Origin of the sequence: Pseudoalteromonas sp. SWYJZ12, from assembly GCF_015864395.1 — a bacterium.
In the GTDB taxonomy this organism is placed as follows: Bacteria; Pseudomonadota; Gammaproteobacteria; order Enterobacterales; family Alteromonadaceae; genus Pseudoalteromonas; species Pseudoalteromonas arctica.
In genome coordinates, this window is sequence record NZ_JADYXH010000003.1 from 369,252 (window position 1) to 392,481 (window position 23,230).

At 39.9% G+C, this 23,230-nt stretch carries 14 protein-coding genes; 12 read left to right on the forward strand and 2 right to left on the reverse strand.

Features of this window, described 5'->3' with window-relative positions:
* Window positions 1-209: 209 nt before the first annotated feature.
* Window positions 210-824, reverse strand: a complete 615-nt coding sequence (locus I6F42_RS06000) for a GntR family transcriptional regulator (protein ID WP_007586156.1) — start codon at window positions 822-824, stop codon at window positions 210-212.
* A gap of 172 nt (window positions 825-996) precedes the next feature.
* Window positions 997-3,336 (reverse strand): agarase, encoded by a 2,340-nt coding sequence (locus tag I6F42_RS06005; protein WP_197151437.1) that lies wholly within the window; start codon window positions 3,334-3,336, stop codon window positions 997-999.
* 326 nt (window positions 3,337-3,662) lie between these two features.
* On the opposite strand from I6F42_RS06005, the gene I6F42_RS06010 reads away from it, so the two are divergent.
* From I6F42_RS06010 to I6F42_RS06065, 12 genes are all read left to right on the forward strand, one after another.
* Window positions 3,663-5,258 carry an MFS transporter gene (locus I6F42_RS06010; protein ID WP_007583098.1) on the forward strand — a complete coding sequence of 532 codons (1,596 nt, stop codon included), beginning with the start codon at window positions 3,663-3,665 and terminating at the stop codon, window positions 5,256-5,258.
* Window positions 5,255-6,193: a sugar kinase gene (locus I6F42_RS06015; protein WP_197151440.1), complete on the forward strand. Its 939-nt coding sequence runs from the start codon at window positions 5,255-5,257 to the stop codon at window positions 6,191-6,193. Before I6F42_RS06010 ends, I6F42_RS06015 begins: the two co-directional genes overlap by 4 nt.
* Window positions 6,194-6,202: 9 nt before the next feature.
* A complete protein-coding gene (locus tag I6F42_RS06020; protein ID WP_197151452.1) occupies window positions 6,203-7,285 on the forward strand; it encodes a family 43 glycosylhydrolase in 1,083 nt (360 codons plus the stop codon).
* Window positions 7,286-7,297: 12 nt separating this feature from the next.
* Window positions 7,298-8,353, forward strand: a complete 1,056-nt coding sequence (locus I6F42_RS06025) for a UDP-glucose--hexose-1-phosphate uridylyltransferase (protein ID WP_033039538.1) — start codon at window positions 7,298-7,300, stop codon at window positions 8,351-8,353.
* Window positions 8,350-9,504 (forward strand): galactokinase, encoded by a 1,155-nt coding sequence (galK, locus tag I6F42_RS06030; RefSeq protein ID WP_197151455.1) that lies wholly within the window; start codon window positions 8,350-8,352, stop codon window positions 9,502-9,504. Before I6F42_RS06025 ends, galK begins: the two co-directional genes overlap by 4 nt.
* 10 nt (window positions 9,505-9,514) lie before the next feature.
* Window positions 9,515-10,543, forward strand: coding sequence for a UDP-glucose 4-epimerase GalE (galE, locus tag I6F42_RS06035; protein WP_197151459.1), 1,029 nt, complete (start codon window positions 9,515-9,517; stop codon window positions 10,541-10,543).
* 67 nt (window positions 10,544-10,610) lie between these two features.
* Window positions 10,611-12,950: an alkaline phosphatase D family protein gene (locus tag I6F42_RS06040; RefSeq protein ID WP_197151460.1), complete on the forward strand. Its 2,340-nt coding sequence runs from the start codon at window positions 10,611-10,613 to the stop codon at window positions 12,948-12,950.
* Between the two features lie 210 nt (window positions 12,951-13,160).
* Window positions 13,161-16,631: a TonB-dependent receptor gene (locus tag I6F42_RS06045; protein WP_197151462.1), complete on the forward strand. Its 3,471-nt coding sequence runs from the start codon at window positions 13,161-13,163 to the stop codon at window positions 16,629-16,631.
* A 147-nt stretch (window positions 16,632-16,778) separates the two neighbouring features.
* Window positions 16,779-18,053: a family 16 glycosylhydrolase gene (locus I6F42_RS06050; RefSeq protein ID WP_197151465.1), complete on the forward strand. Its 1,275-nt coding sequence runs from the start codon at window positions 16,779-16,781 to the stop codon at window positions 18,051-18,053.
* 4 nt (window positions 18,054-18,057) lie between these two features.
* Window positions 18,058-19,743 (forward strand): sodium:solute symporter family protein, encoded by a 1,686-nt coding sequence (locus I6F42_RS06055; protein WP_197151467.1) that lies wholly within the window; start codon window positions 18,058-18,060, stop codon window positions 19,741-19,743.
* Entirely contained in the window at window positions 19,733-20,947 is a 1,215-nt protein-coding gene (locus I6F42_RS06060) for a glycoside hydrolase (protein ID WP_197151469.1), read from the forward strand. Before I6F42_RS06055 ends, I6F42_RS06060 begins: the two co-directional genes overlap by 11 nt.
* Window positions 20,940-23,225 (forward strand): FAD-dependent oxidoreductase, encoded by a 2,286-nt coding sequence (locus I6F42_RS06065; protein ID WP_197151471.1) that lies wholly within the window; start codon window positions 20,940-20,942, stop codon window positions 23,223-23,225. Before I6F42_RS06060 ends, I6F42_RS06065 begins: the two co-directional genes overlap by 8 nt.
* Window positions 23,226-23,230 lie beyond the last annotated feature (5 nt).

Here is a 23,230-nt window from a genome sequence, read left to right on the forward strand (position 1 = left end):
TTTACTCTTTCTTACCTACATGGATGATGGTAAGGGGCGTGAGCTGGATGCGGAGGTTTTGCTCGGTAGCCCACTAGACTACAAATCTCGGGCCGCGATTAAATCGGCTCCTAGATTGAACAAATTTCAATCCACAAAGATCAACATGCCCTTATGACTTCATAGCCGCTAGTTTATATAACGGAGTATCAAAATGACTTCGAAAGTAGTTACTTGATATTATGTTTTACAGCCTTAACTGCTGCGGCGCTATCTTGAGCTTTAAGTGCTTCTAAAATAGCGCGATGCTCATTAACACACTCAGAGCTTGAGGTAATACGTTTGTAGTTTAAACGCATACGCATGACATACGGATACCAAATATTTACCAGCTCTTCGCCCCCAGCTTGGTATATTAAATACTGATGAAACGAAATATCGATTTTAGTTACTTCGGTATAATCTTCGCGATCGAGTGCGTCTTCTAGAGATGCTAAGATACCTTCAAGTTCAGCAATGTTTTGCTCAGTTAAATTACCGTTTAACTCTGTGATTGCGTACTCTTCTATGCTGCGACGAAGTTTAATCATTAAACGCTGTAGCTTAGGCTCTAGTACGCTGTTGACTGATGCGCCACAATTGTTTCGCGAAATCAACAGACCTTCTTTTGTTAATTGCAAAATCACATCTCGAATTGGACCTCTGGAGAGACCAAAGCGCTCTGCCAGCTCTTTTTCATTTAACTTAGTTTGTGGTGGCATTTCACCAGAGATTATATCTGAACGTAATTGTTCAGCGATTTGATCTTTTACAGACAAAATTTTTGTTGCTCTGTTACCAGCCATATTTATTCCTAGATTTAATTTACTTTATGTGACCTTAGCTACGGTTAATAAATAGTCGTTATTCGAGTTAAGATCATGTACTTATCTCAGTGTATATAAAAAAAAAGGAATGGTCTATTGTTAACACATTACAACAGACCAATAAATATACAATTAAATGATGAATGTGCAATTATTTTTTAAATCGTCGCTCATACATAGACTCATTCATCGCTTTAGCGGCTTCAATCATTTCAATGTAGGGTCTATCAGTGACACTTATAAAGCCTACATTATAATTTTCGCCATCGTAAGCTCTGCCTGTAATCGGAGAATCTATATACTGAAACCAATGAGCACCTATAAAGTAGGGGTTATCGATCACTGAGTTCATATAATCGGTATACATATTTGCTCTGTCTTGTTGATTAGCCGCATGTATTAACCCAGGATGAAATAATCCTGAATCAGATGAACCAACATGAAACTCACCAATTATAGCGGGTTTATCAAATTGTGATAAAAACGCCCACTTGTCATCTCTTAGACCTTCTTTATATGCGTTAAAACTTATTACATCAACATATTTAGCTGAGGCTTTAACAACTTCTATAGGCATGCCCCAATCAGGAAAACGCGCACCTAAATACATATGATTTGGTAGGTATTTATCCATAGCGGCATTTACCACACTAAAGTACTTATCAGCATAGGCGGTGAGTAATATAGAAAAATCGATCAGCTGCTCTTCATTTTTTATATCAACCGTTACACCTTTGTCAAACTCAACCCATGAGGCTAAGTTTAAGTGCCATACCTTATTAAGTTTAGCGACATCAGTATATTTTTCTTTCATTAAGCGAGAAAATTCAGCTTTAGTAGGCACTGTTTTAGCATCACGGCCTAATGTGTTTATTACAATACCATAATGGCTTTTAACGGAATCAGGGCGGCCAAAGCTTTTTTCGTTATCAATAAATACGCCTACTGCCCAAGGCGAATTTTTAACTTCTTTTGCAACAACACTAACGGTTTCGTTAGCACGCACTGTAAATTCAGGGTCGAATACATCCGGCATGGCTCCCCAAAAATCGTTTCCGCTTGATACGGTTTTAAAGTCACCGATAATCCAACCATTGGCAAAGTAGGGCACTTTTTGATTATCGTAGTAGCTTGGATCTGTCCAGTTGCCTAATGAACTAAAGCCCCATGTAATCATTCTATCGAGGGTAACTTCTCGCCATTTTTGCATGTAATCTGCATTATTTTGACCATATTTACGTTCTAAATTAGCTGCGTAAAAGCTATATGTTTCGCCGTGTTCTAACGGACCCGAATGCGCACTTTTACGATAGCCAAAATGTTTACCGAGTGGATCGGTATAATCAGGTAGCCATTCAAATAAATTTTTACGCACTTGTGACGCTACAAAGCGGCTTTTAAGCGCTTCTTTATTTACTTGGTTTAACCCTTTTGAATCCTCAGGTGTTACACCTGCATTAGCTGGTTTAGCCAACAACGCTTGATCAAAATCGTAACCCGTTAGTGTTGTTGAGTTTGCAAGACGAATAATATCAATTCCAGTTGCAAGGTATAAATAGCCATCAGGGTCGACTAATGACCATTTATCATTATATTTAGCCGTTCTAAAATAACCAGTAGCTTCTAATTTTGGACCTTCTGCCCAGCCACCGAAGCGTGAGCGATTAGTTGGGCGTTTAGAAAGTAACTGTGCTGCTTCTTGTTTTTTGTCGCTCAATAGCTCTGCTTCTGAATGTACCTTCCCTGAAAATTCTTGTTTTGCATTTTGGCCAAATTCATCAACAATCTTGGTTAAAAAAGCAGTATTAAATTGAGGGTTTTTACGAAGTGAAATAGATTTTATTGCCAGCTCTTTGTCATGCAATGTACTTTGCACGCTAATTGCTATTTTAGCGATGCCTTTTAAGTTAAGATTTTTTTTACCCCACATAGAAATAAACTGTACCTCATCAGACTCCCATGTATCAGGGTTTGAACGAAGTCCTGAGGTAAAGTTAAGTTCTACATTTTCTTTGCCATCGGGCGTTGCAAGGTCGTGGCCGTCAAGTTTTGCGTAATACGTGTTGTATCCACCTACTGGCACATTAACGCTACGCGTATAGTTAGCACCGTCAATATCGGAGATATCTAAATAAATTTGTACAGAGTGTGTTCCTGGGTTTGCCAATTCAAAGGCGAGATTAAAATCACTAAATTCACTCCAATCCCAAGGTTTTTCCGGTGAAAAAACAATACTGGCGTACGAATTTTTCTTAGATTGAAATGTCACATCTAATACAGAGTTTTCTGCCTTTACAGTGGCTGCATTACTTTTGTATTGAACTGGGGTTAGCTGTGTGTGTGCAGCATCAGCAAATAAATACATTAATGCATCTGCTGAATTAACCTCTGTAGGCTCATTGGTTGGTTTTTCAACCTTGATTTCTTGTTGGTTACAGGCACTTAGCGCAAGCAAGAGCGATGTGAGTAGTATGTTCTTTTTATATTTCATTGCTGTTCAACCTTTAATTACAATTTAACATACCATACAACAAAAAAACAAAATTGAATATTGTTGACAATGTGCAATTTGTGTTTTTGTGTGTCATTTATAATAAACTTTTGATTTTGTTTAACTAATTTTTAATGTTAATTGTAAAAGAATTTAAGTTAAAGCATGATTTCTTAAAATAGATGTTGCAAGTGCGTTAATTTTGAAATAGTCTCGAAGTCATTACTCATGGTTAATTGTTAACAATGTTGGGTTTTGACACTAGCACTCGCTTTATTCTCTATATAAAGCAACACACAATGATAACAACAAAGTTGGATAGAAGTATGAATGGTAGTAAACGTAATGTGTTTTTCTTTGCATTTATTGTCGCCTTTGGCGGCTTTATATTTGGATTAGACGCTGCTCTTATTTCAGGTACGGTTCGTTTTGTATCGGCAGAATTCAATTTATCAGACATTCAAATAGGCACTGTAGTGAGTGCGCCTGGTTTTGGTGTGCTATTTGCTTTAGTCATTACCGGTTACATATGCAATATGTTTGGCCGAAAAAATACTTTAATAGGCATTGCGTTTATATACATACTGTCGGCAATTGCATCGGTTTTCGCGCCAAGTTACGAGCTATTAGTTGCTGCTCGTTTTATAGGTGGATTAGCATTCACGTCTTTATCAGTCGCTGCTATGTATATAGGCGAAGTTGCACCGTCTAAGTACCGTGGTAAATTAGTGTCTATGATTCAAATAAATATTGTTGTTGGATTATCCGCAGCGTATTTTGCTAACTACTTACTTGTTGATTTAGCTCACAGTAATTTTGAGTGGGTAACACAGTGGAATGTACAAGATAATTTATGGCGCTGGATGCTAGGCGTTGAGATTATTCCTGCTATTTTATGGTTTTTATTATTATTTACTATTCCTCAAAGCCCGCGTTGGTTAGTTATGAAAGGCAACGAAACACGCGCTATAACTATCTTGCATCGTTTAAATAAAAATACTGAATTGGCCCAAGAGCAACTTAAGAGTATTAAAGAGAGCTTGGTTGATTACAGCGAAACAGGTGGGTATTTTTCTTCATTTAAACAACTACTCGAAAGTCGTGTTCGCGCCGCTGTCATTATTGCTTTTACTATTGCTATTGTGCAGCAAGTGACGGGGATTAACGCCATAATGTTTTATGCTCCAACGGTGTTTGAACAACTGGGAGTCGGCACTGATGCGGCTTTTTTTAACGCTGTTTTAATTGGTTTAGTCAGTATTGTATTTACTGTGGTAGCTATTGCTTTGATAGATAAGTTAGGGCGCAGACCCCTTGTTATTTGGGGATTAGCAGCTGCAACAATTAGTTTGTTTATGTGTTATTTAGGCTTTAGCCAGGCAGAGTATAGTTTGTCGGCTGAAGATATAGCCTCGTTTTCAGCGTTAAACTCTATTACAGGACTGGAGCACATAATTGGTACTGTGTATCACAGTGATATTGAATTTAAGCAAGCACTAGCGAGCGTACTTACTGCTTCGCAACAGCAATTATTTGAAAGTGATTTAATTTCACGCGCAGCAACTATAAACGCGCCACTTATATCATTTGGTATAGCGGGCTTTATTGCAGCCTTTCACTTTTCGATTGGGCCAATTATGTGGGTGATATTTTCTGAAATATTCCCGACTCGTATTCGAGGTGTGGCCATTCCTACCTTCGCATTTATTGCCAGTGTAATTAGCTATTTTGTTCAGCAGTTTTTCCCATGGCAGCTAAGTAATTTAGGCGCTGCAAACATCTTTTTACTTTATACCGTATCGGGTGTTGCCGGCTTTGCATTGCTATTTAAGTTTATGCCAGAGACTAAAAATAAATCGATAGAAGAAATTGAAGTCTACCTAGAAGGCCTACACACTAAAAAAGTACAGGAGGGTGTGTGAGTACTTTACTTGCTATTGGCGAATGTATGGTTGAGCTAGTACCAACAGGTATTAGCGAATGCAAGCAGTCATTTGCGGGCGATACTTACAATGCTCTTGTGTATGCAAAGCGTTTTGCTAACACACTAAATTGCGCGCTATTTACAGCTGTAGGTAGCGACGTACTGAGTGCCAATATGCTCAAATGTTGGCAACAAGAAGGTATTAGCACGCAAAACGTGATTACAACAGCAGACTATAACGTGGGTATTTACGCTATTTCAACGGATGCTGATGGTGAGCGAAGCTTTGATTATTGGCGTAATCAATCAGCAGCGAAGCATATGATGAGTTTATATACTCAAAAGCCATTTAATTTAGGTTTGAAAGAATCAGACTGGGTGTTTTTCAGTGGCATTAGTTTAGGTATTTTAGATGATGAATCTAAACAAGGTTTACTCACATTATTAGCTGATTTAAAAAAACAAGGCTGCACAATTGCGTTCGACCCTAATTATCGCGCGCGTATGTGGCAATCAAAAAGCCACGCTATTGAATGGCTAGAGCGTGCTTATGCGCTTAGTAATGTAGTTTTACCAGGTCTTGATGATCACCGTGTGTTATTCGGTCATTCAAGCAGTGCAGAGATTGTTAAGTACTGTACACAATTTGATATCGACGAAATTGTTATTAAAGCTGGTAGTGCCGGGATGCAGGTTTATTGCAAAGATGATCTTAAAGCGTCATGTCCGTTTACACCCGCTGCAAAGCAAGTTGACAGTACAGCGGCTGGCGACTCATTTGCGGGAACCTACTTAGCCGCCAGAATGTGCGCACAAACCCCTCAAAATGCATTAGAAATGGCTGACAGTGTTGCCTCACAAGTTGTGCAGCATCAAGGCGCGATTTTACCTCTTGACGTATACCAGTCGCTAAATATAAGCCTAGGTAAGTAAGGAATTAACATGTCTGATAAAAAATTAAGTTTAGCAAGTAAGCGTGCAATAGAGCGTGGCTACGATAAATATGGCCCGCAGTGGCTGACAGAATTTGATGTGGAACCGTTGCTGGGTGATTTTGCCTATGAAGAAGGAGTTATACGTCGCGATCCTTCATCTGTTTTATACATTGATGGTGTTTATCATTGTTGGTACACCAAAGGTGAGGGGGAAACAGTTGGTTTTAATGCACAAGACTCAAGTGCAAAAGTGTTTCCTTGGGATTTAACGCAAGTTTGGCATGCAACGTCAAAAGACAGCATAACGTGGCAAGAACAAGGGGTCGCTGTGAGTCGAGGCGACGCTGGTAACTATGACGATCGCGCTATTTTTACCCCTGAAGTATTTGCGCATCAAGGTAAGTATTACTTGGTGTATCAAACGGTACAAACACCGTACACCAATCGCCAATATGAGCATATTGCTATAGCGCATTGCGATACCCCTTTTGGTCCTTGGATTAAATCACCTGAACCTATTGTTAGCCCAAGTAAAGATGGTCAATGGCACGGTGATGAAGATAATCGCTTTGCAGTAACAGCTAAAGGTAGTTTTGATAGCCATAAAGTACACGATCCGTGTTTGGTGTTTTTTAATAACAAATTTTACTTGTATTACAAAGGTGAGACCCAAGGTGAGGGAATGAACTTTGGTGGTCGTGAAATTAAACACGGTGTTGCTATTGCTGATGATGTATTAGGGCCTTATGTTAAATCGCCTTACAACCCTATTTCTAATAGCGGTCATGAGGTCGTTGTTTGGAATTACAAAGGTGGTATTGCTAGTTTGCTAACAACCGATGGCCCTGAAAAAAATACTATTCAATTTGCTCAGGACGGTATTAATTTTGAAATTATGGCGCATATAAAAGGCGGTCCAGAAGCAATTGGCTTATATCGACCAGCGCAAGGGTTTGAGCAAAATCCAGCACCAGGCATTAGTTGGGGCTTGTGCCATAAATACGATGCCAGTTGGAACTGGAACTATATTTGTCGTTTTACTCCTCGTAAGCAAGTGCTCGACGCCGGTACCTTTCAAAACAGTAACTAGGGAAAGTAAACAATGAGTGAGCAACAAAATCAATTTGACCCGACAGAGCATCCACACCGGCGTTTAAACCCATTATTAAATGAATATGTGTTGGTGTCGCCACACAGGGCTAAACGCCCATGGCAAGGTCAAGAAGAAAGTGTAGATATTGAGGTTAAACCAGAATACGACGAAAGCTGCTTTTTATGTAAAGGCAATACGCGTATCAACGGCGAAGTAAATCCAGATTACAAAAACACCTTTGTGTTTACTAATGACTTTGCCGCCTTGCGTGAAGGTGTGCCTGATGTGGAGCAAACCGATCCCCTATTTAGCATGCATACAGAGCGTGGCACTGCGCGTGTTATTTGTTTTTCGCCTAATCATGCAAAAACACTACCAGAGCTCAGTGTTTCGCAAATTACAAATGTAGTAAGCACATGGCAAGAGCAATGCCAAGAGTTATCAAAAACTTACAACTGGGTTCAGGTGTTTGAAAATAAAGGCGCTGTAATGGGATGCTCTAACCCGCATCCACATGGTCAAATTTGGGCACAAAATAAATTACCGAGTTTGGTTGCACGTAAACATACAAACCTTAGTAACTATTATAAACAGTATGGCAGTAGTTTATTGCTCGATTACGCAAAACGTGAGATGGAATTAAATGAACGCGTAGTATGTGTAAACGATGATTGGCTTGTGGTTGTCCCTTATTGGGCTGCATGGCCATTTGAAACACTGCTATTACCTCGGTTTGCGGTTACTCAAATGATAGAGCTGACAGACGCTCAACAAAGTACTCTAGCTGAAATTATTAAAAATATAACGACTCGTTACGATAACTTATTTCAGTGCTCGTTCCCTTACTCTATGGGCTGGCATGGCGCGCCTTATGATGGTCAAAGCCACTTATTTTGGCAATTACATGCGCAGTTTTTACCGCCATTACTACGATCAGCCAGTGTGAAAAAATTTATGGTTGGTTACGAAATGATGGCCGAAGCACAGCGTGATATAACACCCGAGCAAGCTGCCACTATTTTGAAGAAACAATCACTAACGCATTATAAAGAGAACACTAAATGAATGTTGAACAAAGCGCACGGTTAGCTTTTTTAAACCACTTTGGACGCGATGCCGACTTTGTTGTCAAAGCCCCTGGGCGTGTTAATTTAATTGGTGAGCACACCGATTACAATGACGGTTTTGTACTGCCTTGTGCCATTGAATACGCTACTTACATTGCAGTGTCACCTCGAACTGACGATGTAGTAAATGTACTTGCACTTGATTGCGATAACCAAACCGACAACTTTTTAGTAAATAAACCGCTTAATAGCCACAGTACGCAAACGTGGAGTAATTATGTTCGCGGCGTAGTTGATGAACTGCAAAAACGAAATCATCAACTCAGTGGCTGCGACATATGCATCACAGGTAATGTCCCGCAAGGAGCTGGTCTTAGCTCATCGGCTGCACTTGAGGTAGGTATTGCTTATGCGTTTAATCACTTATGCGAACTGTTTATTGAGCGCAAAGATATAGCCAAAATTGCACAAGCCGCTGAAAACAATTTTGTGGGCTGCAACTGTGGAATTATGGATCAGCTCATATCGGCGTGTGGTCAGCAAGGACAAGCATTGGGTATAGATTGCCGCTCACTTGATTTAATTGAAGTGAGTATTGACCCAAAGATGACCATTTTAATGGTTAACTCAAACGTTAAACGTGGCTTGCTAGATAGTGAATATAATTTACGCCGAGAACAATGTTATGCAGGAGCAGAAGCCTTGTCTAAACCGAGCTTGCGGGAAGTAAGTATTGGTGAGTACGAAAGTAAAAAGCATACCCTTGACCCAAGTGTAGCTAAACGTGTTGAGCATATAGTGTATGAAAATGTGCGCACATTAGAAGCTATGCAAGCTTTTACTAATAACGATATCGCCAAACTAAGCACACTAATGGCACAAAGCCATGCTTCTATGCGGGATTTGTTCGAAATAACCACCTCCCAAATCGACACTCTTGTGAATATTATCGCAAAAGTAATTAATGAACACGGCGGCGTAAGAATGACGGGCGGTGGCTTTGGTGGTTGTGTAGTGGCGTTTGTTCCTAATTTTCTGGTAGAGAATGTAATTAGTGCTATTGAAACGCAGTACGAGCAACAAACAGGATTAAAAGAAACGATTTACACAAGCGTACCTTCAGCTGGTGTATCACTTATAAGAGCATAAGGACAATCTAATGAAAAAAGTACTGGTAACAGGAGGCGCGGGATATATTGGCAGCCATACTGTTTTAAGCTTATTAAAAGATGGTTTTGACGTAGTAGTAATAGACGATTTAAGTAACTCGAGTCGTGAATCGCTAACTCGCGTAGAAGCGTTATCAAAGCGAAAAGTTGAATTTATTCACGCCAGTTTACTTGATAACGATAAGTTGTCTGCCACGTTTAGCGAGCATAAATTTGATTCAGTTATTCACTTTGCAGGTTTAAAAGCGGTAGGCGAATCCATAGAAAAACCACTTGAGTATTATTATACCAACTTGGTGTCGACCTTAAATTTATGCCAATGCATGCTTAAATATAATGTTGATAAACTCGTGTTTAGCTCATCAGCTACAGTTTATGGACAAGGCGCATCGGTGCCTTATACCGAAAGTTTACCTCTAGGGCGTGCAGCAAGCCCGTATGGGCAAACAAAGGTAATGATTGAGCAAATACTACAAGAAATAGTAGCCTCAAATACCGGTTTGCAAGTAGCAAGCTTACGCTACTTTAATCCTATTGGCGCAGATATTAGCGGCCAAATAGGAGAAGACCCATTAGGTATTCCTAACAATTTAATGCCCTTTATTGCTCAAGTTGCTGTAGGTAAACGTGACAAATTAGCCATTTATGGAGGCGATTACCCTACTGAAGACGGCACATGCGAGCGTGACTATATACACGTTAGTGATTTAGCCAATGGTCATATTAAAGCCCTTAAATGGCTTGGCGAGCAACACCACAGCTTATATGAAGCATTTAACTTAGGCACTGGTACTCCTTATTCTGTGCTTGGCATAGTAAAAGCATTTATTGAGTATACCGGAGTTGATATTAACTTTGACATTGTAAAGCGCCGCGATGGCGACTTAGCTGCTTTTTGGGCTGATTCATCTAAAGCTCAGGGTGTTTTAGGCTGGCAATGTAAGTATACCCTTGCAGACATGATGAAAGACACGTGGCGCTGGCAAAGTAATAACCCTAATGGCTACCTGAATGCATAACCCCCTTATGTAAAAACACTGTCTACACAAGGCGTCTTATTAACACACAATAATAAAGGTGACTAAAATGAAACGCAGAGGTTTTTTAAAACTCAGCGCCGGCCTACTAAGTTCAAGTATGTTAGGTGGTTGCAGCGGTTTATTTACATCATACCGAGGTGACTTAACCTCAACTGCACCATTAGATAATACAAATTTAAGTAAGCAAGTGTGGCTCGGTAAGCATTTTTGGGGGAACAGACTCCAAGACTGGCAACGCATAGGTAATGAGCTTTTATGTACTCGAGAAGAAAAAGATTTTGAAGCGCGTACCGTATCGTTACTCACCAGGCAGCTTAATAGCTCTTTACAAAGTGGGCGTATAAAAGCCACCGTACGTAATTTAACGCCGAACGAAAAAGGCTTTTGTGGATTTTTATTAGGGATTGGTAAAGGTGAACTAACAGCTAAAGGTGCTGCTTTAGCGCAGCGAGCTGGTGGCGAAAATGGCGGAATAATTGCGGCCTTTGACAGTTTAGGTAAATTATCATTTAGACAGTTTGATGATGAAAGCAAAGCCCTTGATTTTACTATTATTAATCGTACTCCATTTAATATACAACAATATAAAAGCGGCGATAAAATAACACTCGATTGCCATTTAGACCCAATAGATGCAAACCATTTTGATATTCGTCTTGTGGCAAGTAACACAAATACTGCCCAGGAGTTAGGATTTGCAGTACTTCACAAAGTCCCCGCAGATCAACTGCAAGGAGGTATTTCGTTATTAAGCTCCTCAGAGCCTTTTGTAGCAGGCGCTCGTTGGGGGTTTAGTGATATTGAAACCGGTGGAGGTAAAATAACTCTAAATAATGCCAACACCTTAGGCCCCGTTATGGGGTGTATGTATAGCGTTAATCAGCAGGTACTCAAGTTATCTTGTCAGTTAATGCCTATTAATATTAAAAAGTTCTCACGCGTGGAGCTGCAATATCAGTTTGAAAACCAATCGGATTGGCAATATGCAAGTACAGCAAAAATTGAAGATGGTTTTGTAGCAAGGTTTAGATTAAGTAATTGGGATTATTTAAAACAAGCTCAATACAGAATTGTTAACCCACAAAAGCCTGATGACACTTTATATTCTGGAACTATTGCTAAGGACCCACAAAGTAGTAAAGAATTTACGATTGCATTGTACTCTTGTATTATTCCTACTTCTAAAAGCTTAGACAACACACATTACACACGCCTTATTAGTAGCGAGCGCGATTTAGGACGTTACACCAAAGACAATATTTTATTTCCTCACACTGAACTTGTAGAAAATGCTAATTACCACAACCCTGATATGTATGTCTTTTGTGGCGATCAGTACTACGAAACATACCCGACTCGCTATGGTCGCCACACCAAAGATGCCAAACTAGATACCTTATATAAATGGTACTTATGGTACTGGGCGTTTGCCGATAGTATAAAAGATAAGCCTACACTTGTTTTAGTTGATGACCATGATGTGCTGCAAGGTAACTTGTGGGGCGATGGTGGCGATCACTCCGATATGCTAAAAGAGGAAGACGGCGGTTATAAGTGGGACAAAGACCTTGTTAGAATGATCTACCGTATGCAAAATGGGCATAATCCGGACCCTTATGATCCCACACCGATAAAATATGATATTCCGGTTAGTTATGCTGCATTTGAATATGGCGGTATTAGTTTTGCGATGGTTGAGGATCGTAAATTTAAAACGCCACCTGACTACAAAGCGAATAAGCTTGCCACAACGGGTGAGTTATTAGGTAAACGCCAAGAAGCCTTTTTAAAAGACTGGCAAACTATGCACCCGGGTAAACCTAAAATATGTATTACAGCTTCCATGTGGGGGTCGCCTCAAACCGATGAAAATGGCAAAGCATTAATAGATTACGATGCAAATGGCTACCCGGCTGATGGGCGTACACGCGCAGTAAAACTAGTAAGTGACGCTAACGCATTAGTAATTGCGGGAGATCAACACCTCGGATTGCTTGCCTATCAAGGAATCAATACTTTTGATGATGGCAGCTTGTTTTTTGCAGGCCCAGCTAGCGCAGCATTTTGGCAGCGATGGTTTGAACCCCACGCACCTTTACCAAATCAGCGAAACAACGACAAAAACACCGGTGATTTTACCGACACGTTTGGCAATAAAATGCGAGTTCTAGCGGCAGCTAACCCAAAAGTTACGCATAAACTTTTTGCTAAACAAAATACAACGTGGGGTAAGTTTTTAGCTGACAGAAATTTAAAAAGTGAAGGTTATGGGATTATTAAAATAAACCATGCAAAAAAATATTATCAATTAGAGTGCTGGGAGTGGAATACAGATCCATCAACAGAAAAGCAGTTTACTGGTTGGCCGTATATAAAAGAATTTTGATTAGGCTAGAACTATTGACGATAAACTCTGTGTAAATATTTACTTTAACACTGTTACTTAAGAGCAATTTAATGCTTACGCATTAAGTTGCTTTTTTATAATTAAACGAATATTGTTAACAAAATACAGTTGACAATTATTTGGTTATTATATTATTGTTTACAAAAGATTAACCTGACAACATAATAATACCTTAGAAAGGGAACACACATGACAATCATCAACAAAGCGTTCAAGTTGAGCGCGATTACAGCTGCAGTACTTGCAACACAATTGGTTTATGCCAAGCAAGACGAAAGCACACAAGAAAAACCGAAAGTAGAAGCCGATATTGAAATAATTGAAGTCAGCGGGTTAGCCGCCAGTCTTAAAAAATCTATTAATGATAAGCGTTTTGCTGAAAACGTTGTTGACTCCATAAACGCTGAAGACATTGGTAAGTCCACTGATCAAAACATCGCTGATGCGCTTTCGCGTGTAACTGGTGTATCAGTACAATCCGTTGATGGTGAAGGTGCACGAATATCTGTGCGTGGTGCTAACTCACAACAAAACAATATTAGCATGAATGGTGTGCAATTAGGTTCTACAGGTTTTAGCCAAGGCGTAGACTTATCGCAGTATTCATCCGATATTTTATCTAAAATTGAAGTGGTAAAAACACCGAGTGCAGATCATGAAGAGGGTTCGCTAGGCGCAAATATCAATCTTTCGACTACAAAGCCGCTTGATTTAAATTATGAAATTTCCACGATGACTTTAGAAGGCAGGTACAACGATTTATCTGATAAAGAAAATTATAAAATATCGGGTACGATGTCGAAAAAGCTTTTTGACGATACCTTTGGCGTGGTTTTTACTGCAGTTAAAGAGACTAACGAATACCGAAAAGACCAATACTCTGCTACAGAGTGGACAGCAGTTCAGTCGCCTTTAGCAACAGATACAAATGGCAACGTTGTTGAAAATGCGGTAGGTATTACACCTCGTTTAGTTAATTATCAGCTTTTTGATAGTCAAAATGACCGCACCAGTATTAACTTAGGTTTGCAGTGGCGAGCAAGTGAAAACACAGAGTTTAACTTTAACGCAAACCTTGCAAAACAAGACGTTAATAACTCAATGCATGGTATTAATACGCGCTCAATGGAAACTAAAAACTTAGTTGAAGGTGAAGACCCAGGCCTTTCCGGCGTGACAGCTAAATTTACTGATCCTGAAGCTAGCTGGCGTACAATCGATTTAAAAACGAATACATTTACTAAGTTTATTAACCGCTTTGGTAACGGTGGTTTAGTGCAGTCAGAAGGTGAATTTGAAAATAAAAACCAAGTTTACTCACTTGATATGAATCACGGTTTTAGTGACTCATTTTCGATGGAAGCAGGCGTTGGGTACTCTAAAACGCAGCAAATACCAGAAAACTCAGTGTACGTTGCGCTGCAAAATTTTGCCAATATTAGTGCATGGAGCTTAGTAAATGTGCCACCAGAGGATATGGAGCCTGTTGGTTATGACTGTACAGCAGGCGGTCCGTGTAAATTAGTTACAGGCACCGGCTTAATTGATTACGGCGAAAACGACACTTTTGGTGACCCAACAAATCTATGGGATAACTACAGCACCACGGGATTTAATCCGGATGAGCTAAAAGCGCAGCATTTATCGTACATGGGCAGAACCCTCAACGAAGTCGAAGATGAACAAAAATCGCTCTTTGTCGATTTTGATTACGTGCTTGACACAAGCTATGTACGCTCAATTGAATTTGGTGCAAAATGGTCAAAACGTACAAAATATGTAGATGCTCAGCAAGGTGCCTTTAATAGTGTAGGCGAGGGGGTTGTAGTTATAAACCCTGCAACAGGCCAACCTGCAGTACTTGGTAGCGGTTTAAGAGATATTTCTGGTGATTTAATAACCAACGGTGAAGGGTTTCCTGTTGACGATTTTATGGCTGATTTAGGTTATGGCCGCGACAATGTAACCGACGGGTGGAATCGATTTTCGGCTTTTAAAGCATTTGAAGTAGCTTTAGGGAGTCCAGAAGTTGCTTTTGCCACAGACGATTCAAACACTCGCAATACAGAGCTAGATAACTTAGCATTTTACACCAAGCTAAATTTTGAATTAGCAGATGGACGTGTTACAGGTGATGTGGGTGTGCGTTATGTAAAAACGACTGTAGAAGTGCAAGGTGCATCGGGTGTACAGTTTGCATTTGACCCTTCAAATAATGCTCGTTTAATGGACCCATTTAAATTAGCAGAGTTGCGTGATACTAGCTTACCATTGTGTGCTGCAACGCAATTTTATGGTGCAGATTACAACGAAGAAATACGCTGGTCGAGAACCGATGGTCTAGGCTACGACACAAAAGGCACTATTGATAAATCAGACGATGTGGCTATTCCTGCTCAAGGCGCGTGTCATGATCCTAACGCTGTACGTGGTAATCCAAATGAATCTGAGTGGTGGTTATGGCGCCATTCTGATGTATCAACCGAAAAAAACTGGATATATGGCGAGCGTAAATTTGATGCAAATGGAAACTTATTACCAACAGAAGACAGAAGCTTACGCTCGTTTGCAGTAACTGGTGAGCACGACTACGATTTGTTTTTACCCAGTATCAATATTAACTACTTGCAAAGTGAAGACACCATTATTCGTTTTGCAGCATCTAAAACAATGGCTCGTCCACAAATAGATTCACTACGTCCTGGTTTTAAAGTAAGAGAAACACAATGGGGCGGTGAAAACCGTAACAACTCAATTACGCTTACCAATCCTAAACTCGATCCACTTGAATCAATAAACCTTGATTTATCATATGAATGGTATTTCAACGATTCGGGATTATTAGCAGCATCATTATTTTATAAAGACATGACAAACTTTGAAGAGTCTGAAACGATTGTTACCTACATGGATGACCTACGTGGAGTGGGACTCGAAGAGGGCGAATCTTATAACCCAGACGATTTAGTACTTATTGCAGGCCAAGATAGCTTAGAAAAATGTATGCCTAAGCGTTTTCAAGGTGGCCAGGATTATCAAAAAGAGTGGATGTATTCGGGCGACTTAGAGCAAATGTGTGCCAAATTTAACACCACCCGAATTAAAAATGGTAAAGGGGCAAGTATTAAAGGGTTAGAGCTTCAATATATGCAGACCTACGACAACTTACCTGGTATTTGGTCGGGCCTCGGCTTGCAGGCTAACTATACATTTCAAGACAGTAAGTACGATCAAGAAGTATCATCTATTGATGACAGCGTAAAACTACCTTCATTAGCGGTAGCGTATACACCAGAGCACAGCTACAACGTAACAGGTTTTTGGGAAAAAGACGGACACCAAATTCGTTTAGCGTATCAAGGCACTACAGATCAACTTGTACAACGCTCATGGGAAAACGGATCGCTGTGGGAAGAAGGACGTAAAACACTCGATTTTTCTGCAAGTTATAAAGTAAATAACTACATGACTGTATCGTTACAGGTGGCTAACGTAACTGATGAAGGCGTAAGACAATACTTTACCAGTCGTTTCTTAAATGCTGGTGGCCAAACGTTTTCTGAAGGCAGCCCGCTTGAAGGCGATGCAACTAAATCACGTACTGTTTACGCATATAAAACAGGCCGGACATTGAGACTTAATACCCGTATTAATTTCTAAATGTTTAATCTAATAAAAAGCCCGCAGCATTTCTGCGGGCTTTTTATTTTTTTAATAAAAATTGTGTCATTTTGATTTCTCAAGACAATACCTAGCATGAAATAAAACTTATAACTCGTTAGATAAAACAACAATAAAGGGTAAAACATGTTTAAAGTATTTTCCAAATGTACGCTGGCAACAATAGTTGTCACATCGTTTTTTGCCGGTGCTGATCAACCACGCGAACTTGACTCCTCAACATGGCAATTACAGTGGAATGATGAGTTTAATTATGCGAATGCTGAATTAGATAAAAACTGGGTTTCTCAAAATGGACCGACAGAAAACCCATGGGTATTAAGTAGTCGCTGGCGCGATAATGCACAAGTTAAAAACGGAATACTGCACTTATTAGCGAAGAAAGAACCTCGAGGTGGCCAAGACTGGACGACAGGTAATATTTGGTCAAAACGCTCATTTCATTATGGCTACTTTGAAGCTCGCTTTAAATATGCCGGTGCCTATGGCACGAATAACTCATTTTGGTTTTGGCCAAAACAAGGGGTTAAAGATGGCTTAAAGGCATGCGAGATTGATATTAATGAAGGCCATTTCCCTAATATAATTAATACCAACGTACATAATTGGACCGATACTTATACACTACCAAATGGCCGTGTTACTCACAGTGATAACCAGTTACACCACACTTTAATCGGCAAGCCTGATCACACTGTTGAGTTTAACAAGCCAGTTAAAACTAAAAAAATACGATTAACATCGACTAATCCTACGTCTCTTCATATTTCTGAATTTAGAGTCTTTGCGCCTAGCGCTCAATACCCTGATGCATTTGACGAAGAAAAAATAAAGAATATAAGTAATTTAGCGCAAGCTGACGATGTTTCTATAAAAACGAATGGGTTATTTAATAAGTTAATATCAGAAGAGTCTTTTGCTATTGATGGTAATCCGCAAACACGCTGGGTGTCAGAAAAACATGGTGAAAAGTTTTTAGAACTCAGTTGGGATAAGTCGCATGAAATTGGCGCTATTCAATTTATTAATGGTTGGCTGCAAGAGCATGGTGTTGATAAAGGTGCTTATCGCAATTTAATTTCCGATTACAACATCGAGTATCACGATGGAGAGAATTGGCAAAAAATCACCTCATATAATGCCGCTGACGTTGCTGATTTTTCAAAAGAGTTTCATACCTATGGACTTGAATGGGATAAAGATTACTTTAATTTTTATTTTGACGGTGAACTCTATTACACAATGAGAAATGATGTCTGCTTTAGTGAAACAACGATGTTATTTAGTTTAGCTATTTTAAAAGCGGCGATTGCAGGTCCTGTAAGTGATGATATTGCTGGTACCAGCATGGCGATAGATTGGGTTAGGTACTACACCCGAAAAGAAAATAGCGAGGACTAAGGCTATGCATATTATTGATATAAGTGTAGTCGTTATATTTTCTTTATTGATCATTGGGTGTGGCTTAAGTTTTTCTGCTGCTGGAAAGAATATGAAAAGCTTTTTCTCTGCGGGAGGTGCGCTACCTTGGTGGATGAGCGGGTTGTCACTGTTTATGAGTTTCTTCTCGGCAGGTACATTTGTTGTATGGGGAGCTATTGCATATAAGCATGGCTGGGTGGCGATTACTATTCAATGGACTATGTGTTTAGCAGGGGTGCTGATTGCTTTATTTATTGCGCCTAAATGGCAGAAAACCGGTGTATTAACCGCAGCCGAATTTATTAAGCAGCGCCTTGGCTTAAATGTACAAAGAACTTATACCTATATTTTTCTCTTAATTGCGAGCTTTTCGACTGGTGCTTTTTTATATCCAGTGGCAAAAATAGTTGAAGTCGCTACGGGTTTATCTCTTGAATATACCGTCATCATTTTAGGACTATTGATCTTAGCCTATACCGCTGTTGGCGGTTTATGGGCGGTGATAATTACCGACATTTTGCAATTTGTGGTGCTCACTGCAGCGGTATTAATTGTGGTACCGCTATCATTTGAGGCGATTGGCGGCATTGAGAACTTTATCGACAAAGCACCTGATGATTTTTTTAACTTAGTAAATGATGAGTATTCATGGGAGTTTATCTTTGCCTTTGGGCTCTATAACTTATTTTTTATTGCTGGTAACTGGTCTTATATTCAACGCTTCACCAGTGTGAAAACACCAAAGGATGCAAAAAAGGTTGGGGGACTATTTGCGATTCTTTATCTTATTTGCCCAGTAGTTTGGATGTTAGCCCCGATGATTTACCGAACGATGAACCCCAATCTAGTTGGGTTTGAAAGTGAAGGGGCTTATTTGCAAATGTGCAAAGAAGTATTGCCAGTAGGGATGCTTGGATTAATGCTAGCAGGAATGGTATTTGCGACATCAAGCTCAATTAACACGTCTTTAAACATCGCCGCAGGTGTTATCAGTAATGACATATATAAAAATATAAAACCAGATGCTTCCCAAGCTACGCTAGTCAAGGTCGGTCGAATTGCAACTGGCGTACTCGGTCTAATTACGATTATTGTTGCGTTACTAATTCCCTTACTTGGTGGTGTAGTTGAAGTGGTAATGACCATGGCTGCGCTCACTGGTGGACCGTTGTTTTTGCCACCCATTTGGTTGCTTTTTTCTCGTTATCAAACTGGGAAAACGATTTTAATAACCACTATTTTTAGTTTACTGGTGAATGCTTTTTTTAAGTTTGTGAGTCCTTGGTTATTTGATTTTAGCTTAGATAGAGCGCAGGAGATGATGATGGGGGTGTTATTTCCTGTATTGATGCTGACGGTATTTGAGTTGTACTTAAGAGCACAAAGAAAAACACCTGCGTGTTATGAAAACTACTTAGTCGAATTAAGCCAAATTAAACCGACGGCCGAATTAATAACTCCAGAAAAAAGCGCGGATAACAATCATGGTATTCGAGTTTTAGGGTTTGGTATTCTCTCTACTGGCGCGATTATGCTTTCGTTGGCCGCAATTGCAACTACCGGAAAAATCGAAATAACAGTAATAAGCAGTGGCATTTTTATATTAGGGGGTGTTTTAGTTTTTAAGTTTAGAAGTAAGGCAGTAAAGGTACGTATCAATGAGCAATAGCAATAACAAATTAAAGCAGCAAAGTTACCCATGGGATATTCCAGCTAAAAAACCAGCACGAGAATTGAGTGCAGCAATGTCGAGGTTGTATGACAATTATTTAACCCCTCGTCCGGAAGACAATCCTTTATTTACTAGTTTTAAGTACACTGAGCTCACTGGGTTTAGCTATCATAATAATGATGGGACTATTTCAAGACGCGACCCATCTAAAATTATAAAAGTTGATGGTCTTTATTATGTTTGGTACACAAAACGGTGCACTCAATTCCCACCAAAAGGGGCGCAGCACTGTAACGAGTTGACTCCCTCCACTGATTGGGATTTATCCGAAATTGGCTATGCCATCAGTATTAATGGATTTGACTGGGTTGAACAAGGTATCGCCGTCACCAGGCCCAAGCACCCGCAGTTAGGTTGGCGCTCGGTTAGTACACCAGATATCTTGATTTATGAAAATAAATATTATCTTTATTATCAAGCCTTTAATGAAGCTAGCGGTAAGAAAGGTGATCATTGTCCGGTAACACTATCAGTTGCCGATACGCCAGATGGACCGTGGTTGCCACATGGTGAGGTTATTATTGAAAATGGTGAGCCGGGAAGTTGGGATCAATTCTCGATTCATGACCCTTATTTATTAATTTATAACGGAAAAATACATTTATACTATAAAGCCGCCTACGGAGATAGACCCGATTACTTAGTGGGTAATGGCTTGGCAACCGCGAATAATCCTTTTGGGCCTTTTGATAAACACCCTCTGAACCCTATTTTAAACTCAGGCCACGAAACTACTTATTTTCCGTTTAAATCAGGAGTAGCTGCTTTTACTATCAGAAATGGCAATGAAAGTAACACCATTCAATATTCACCTGATGGGGTGAACTTTTCGATTGCCGCGGTGACATCCCTCATGCCAATTGCAGCAGGTCCTTATGTTGCCAATGCATTTGACTGTGAAAGCAAATCAAACGGGATTGAGTGGGGCTTGTGCCACTTTTCAGACAAACAAGCGCGCAATAAACACAGTTTTTTAGCCAGATTTGATTGTAGTTTAATGGTAAATGAGCTTGAAAAAGAATTAAAAGTTACGGATGTACCTCACCAGCCTAGTGTTTATTTTGCGCAGTCATTAAGCCCAGAATTAAAAAATAAACGCTCATATCAAAAACAAGAAAAAGAGATCAAGAGTTATGATTAAGCAAAACTTTAATGAAGCTGCACGTGAAAATAAGAAACAACAATTAAATACTCAGTTTGTGGTTGCCGGTGGTGGCTTAGCAGGTACATGTGCAGCAATCAGTGCGGCGCGAGCGGGTAGCAAGGTTGTGTTAATTCAAGATCGTCCCGTACTCGGTGGTAATGCGTCAAGTGAAGTAAGATTATGGGCGTTGGGGGCAACATCGCATATGGGCAACAATAATCGCTGGTCACGTGAGGGTGGGGTTATTGATGAGATCATGCTGGATAATCTTAAGTTAAACAGACATGGTAACCCATTAATTTTCGATACCATTTTGCTCGACAAAGTGATTGCCGAAAAAAATATTACCTTGTTGTTAAACACCTCTGTGCTTGATGTAAATAAACAGCACAGCACTAAGATTGCCAGTGTAGAGGCATTTTGCAGTCAAAATTCTACTCATTACATTATTAGTGCGCCGTTATTTTGTGATGCGACCGGCGATGGCCTTGTTGCGTTTAATGCTGGAGCGGGGTTCAGAATTGGTGCTGAATCAAAAGTAGAGTTTGGTGAGCTGTTAGCATCTGATGAAGAGAACATGGAGTTACTTGGCCATACATTATTTTTCTACAGTAAAAAAATGGATCAGCCTATTAGTTACAAAGCCCCTGATTTTGCTTACTCGTATGAACAAATAGAGGCGATACCTCGCTGTAAAGATATTGCCGGAAGTGACTCTGGCTGTAAGTTTTGGTGGATAGAATTTGGCGGAATACGCGATACTATTTATGAAACGGAGGATATTAAATGGGAGCTTTGGAAACTCGTTTACGGAATTTGGGACTACATAAAAAATAGCGGCAGGTTTGATGATGTCGAAAATCTAACTTTAGAATGGGTAGGCACAATTCCTGGCAAACGCGAAAGCAGGCGCTTTGAAGGGGAATATATGATAAAACAGCAAGATATTATTGAGCAAATCCAGTTCAATGATGCTGTATCTTTTGGTGGATGGGCGATTGATATTCACCCCGCTGAAGGCATATACAGCGAACGACCTCCTTGCTCTCAATATCATTCAAAAGGGGTTTACCAAATACCGTACCGCTGCTTTGTTAGCCGTGATATAGAAAATTTATATTATGCAGGACGAATAATCAGCGCAACACATATGGCGTTTGGTTCAACACGAGTTATGATCACCTGCGCACACGGCGGACAAGCGGTGGGGGCAGCTGCTGCTATGTGTAATAAACTCAATATCACACCCAAAGAGCTATTACAGCCAGAACACATAGCACAGTTACAGCAAAACCTGAATCTAAATGGCCAAAGTATCCCTGGGATCCGTTTAGATAAGCACAATAATTTAGCAGCCCAAGCCTCTATTACTGCATCGAGTGAATTAGTGTTCAATGGTTTTCAACCTAGCGACAGTAGAATGCAATTAGATTCATCGTGTGCACAGTTGGTTGCTTTTGCAAAAGGCCAAGGACCAACAATTAGCATAACGGTTTTTGCTCATAAAGAGACAGAGTTAACGTGTCAATTGCGCACTAGTATCAAGCATGAAAACTATACGCCAGATGTTATAAATAAAACTATCAGTTTGTCTGTCACGGCGGGCGAAAGTACGCTCGAATTTGATTTTAGTGATTGCAGCTTAGAGATGCAGTACGGGTTCATTTGTTTTTTACAAAACAGTGATATAGAGCTTGCTACCACAGAGCAGCTTATTACGGGCACTATGGTTGTGTTCAATAAAGTTCACAAAGCGGTATCAAATAAAGGCAAACAAACAGTACCTGAAAATAGTGGTCTTGAAGAGTTTGAATTTTGGACACCAGCGCGGCGGCCAAACGGTCAAAATTTGGCAATCGGTATATCTCCCGCCATTCATAATCACCAAGCGACGCAGGTAATTAACGGCTTTGTGAGGCCTTGGCTACAAACGAATGCATGGGTTGCTGATTTAGCAGATCCATCGCCAACCCTAAGGTTAGTATGGCCAGAAAAAGTAACGATGAGGCAAATAGTTCTTTATTTTGATAGTGACTTTGACCATGCGTTAGAAACCGTATTAATGGAGCATAACGAAGACCAGGTACCTTATTGTGTGCAAACCTATACAATTAAAACAGATTCTGGTGAGGTAATTGCACACGTTACGGGTAATTATCAAAGTATTAATAAAATCGATTTAGTAGAGCCTATAACAACGCAACAATTGATACTAGAATTCGCTCATCCATCTAAAAATGTGCCTGCAACACTGTTTGAAATTCAAATTAAGTAAAGGGA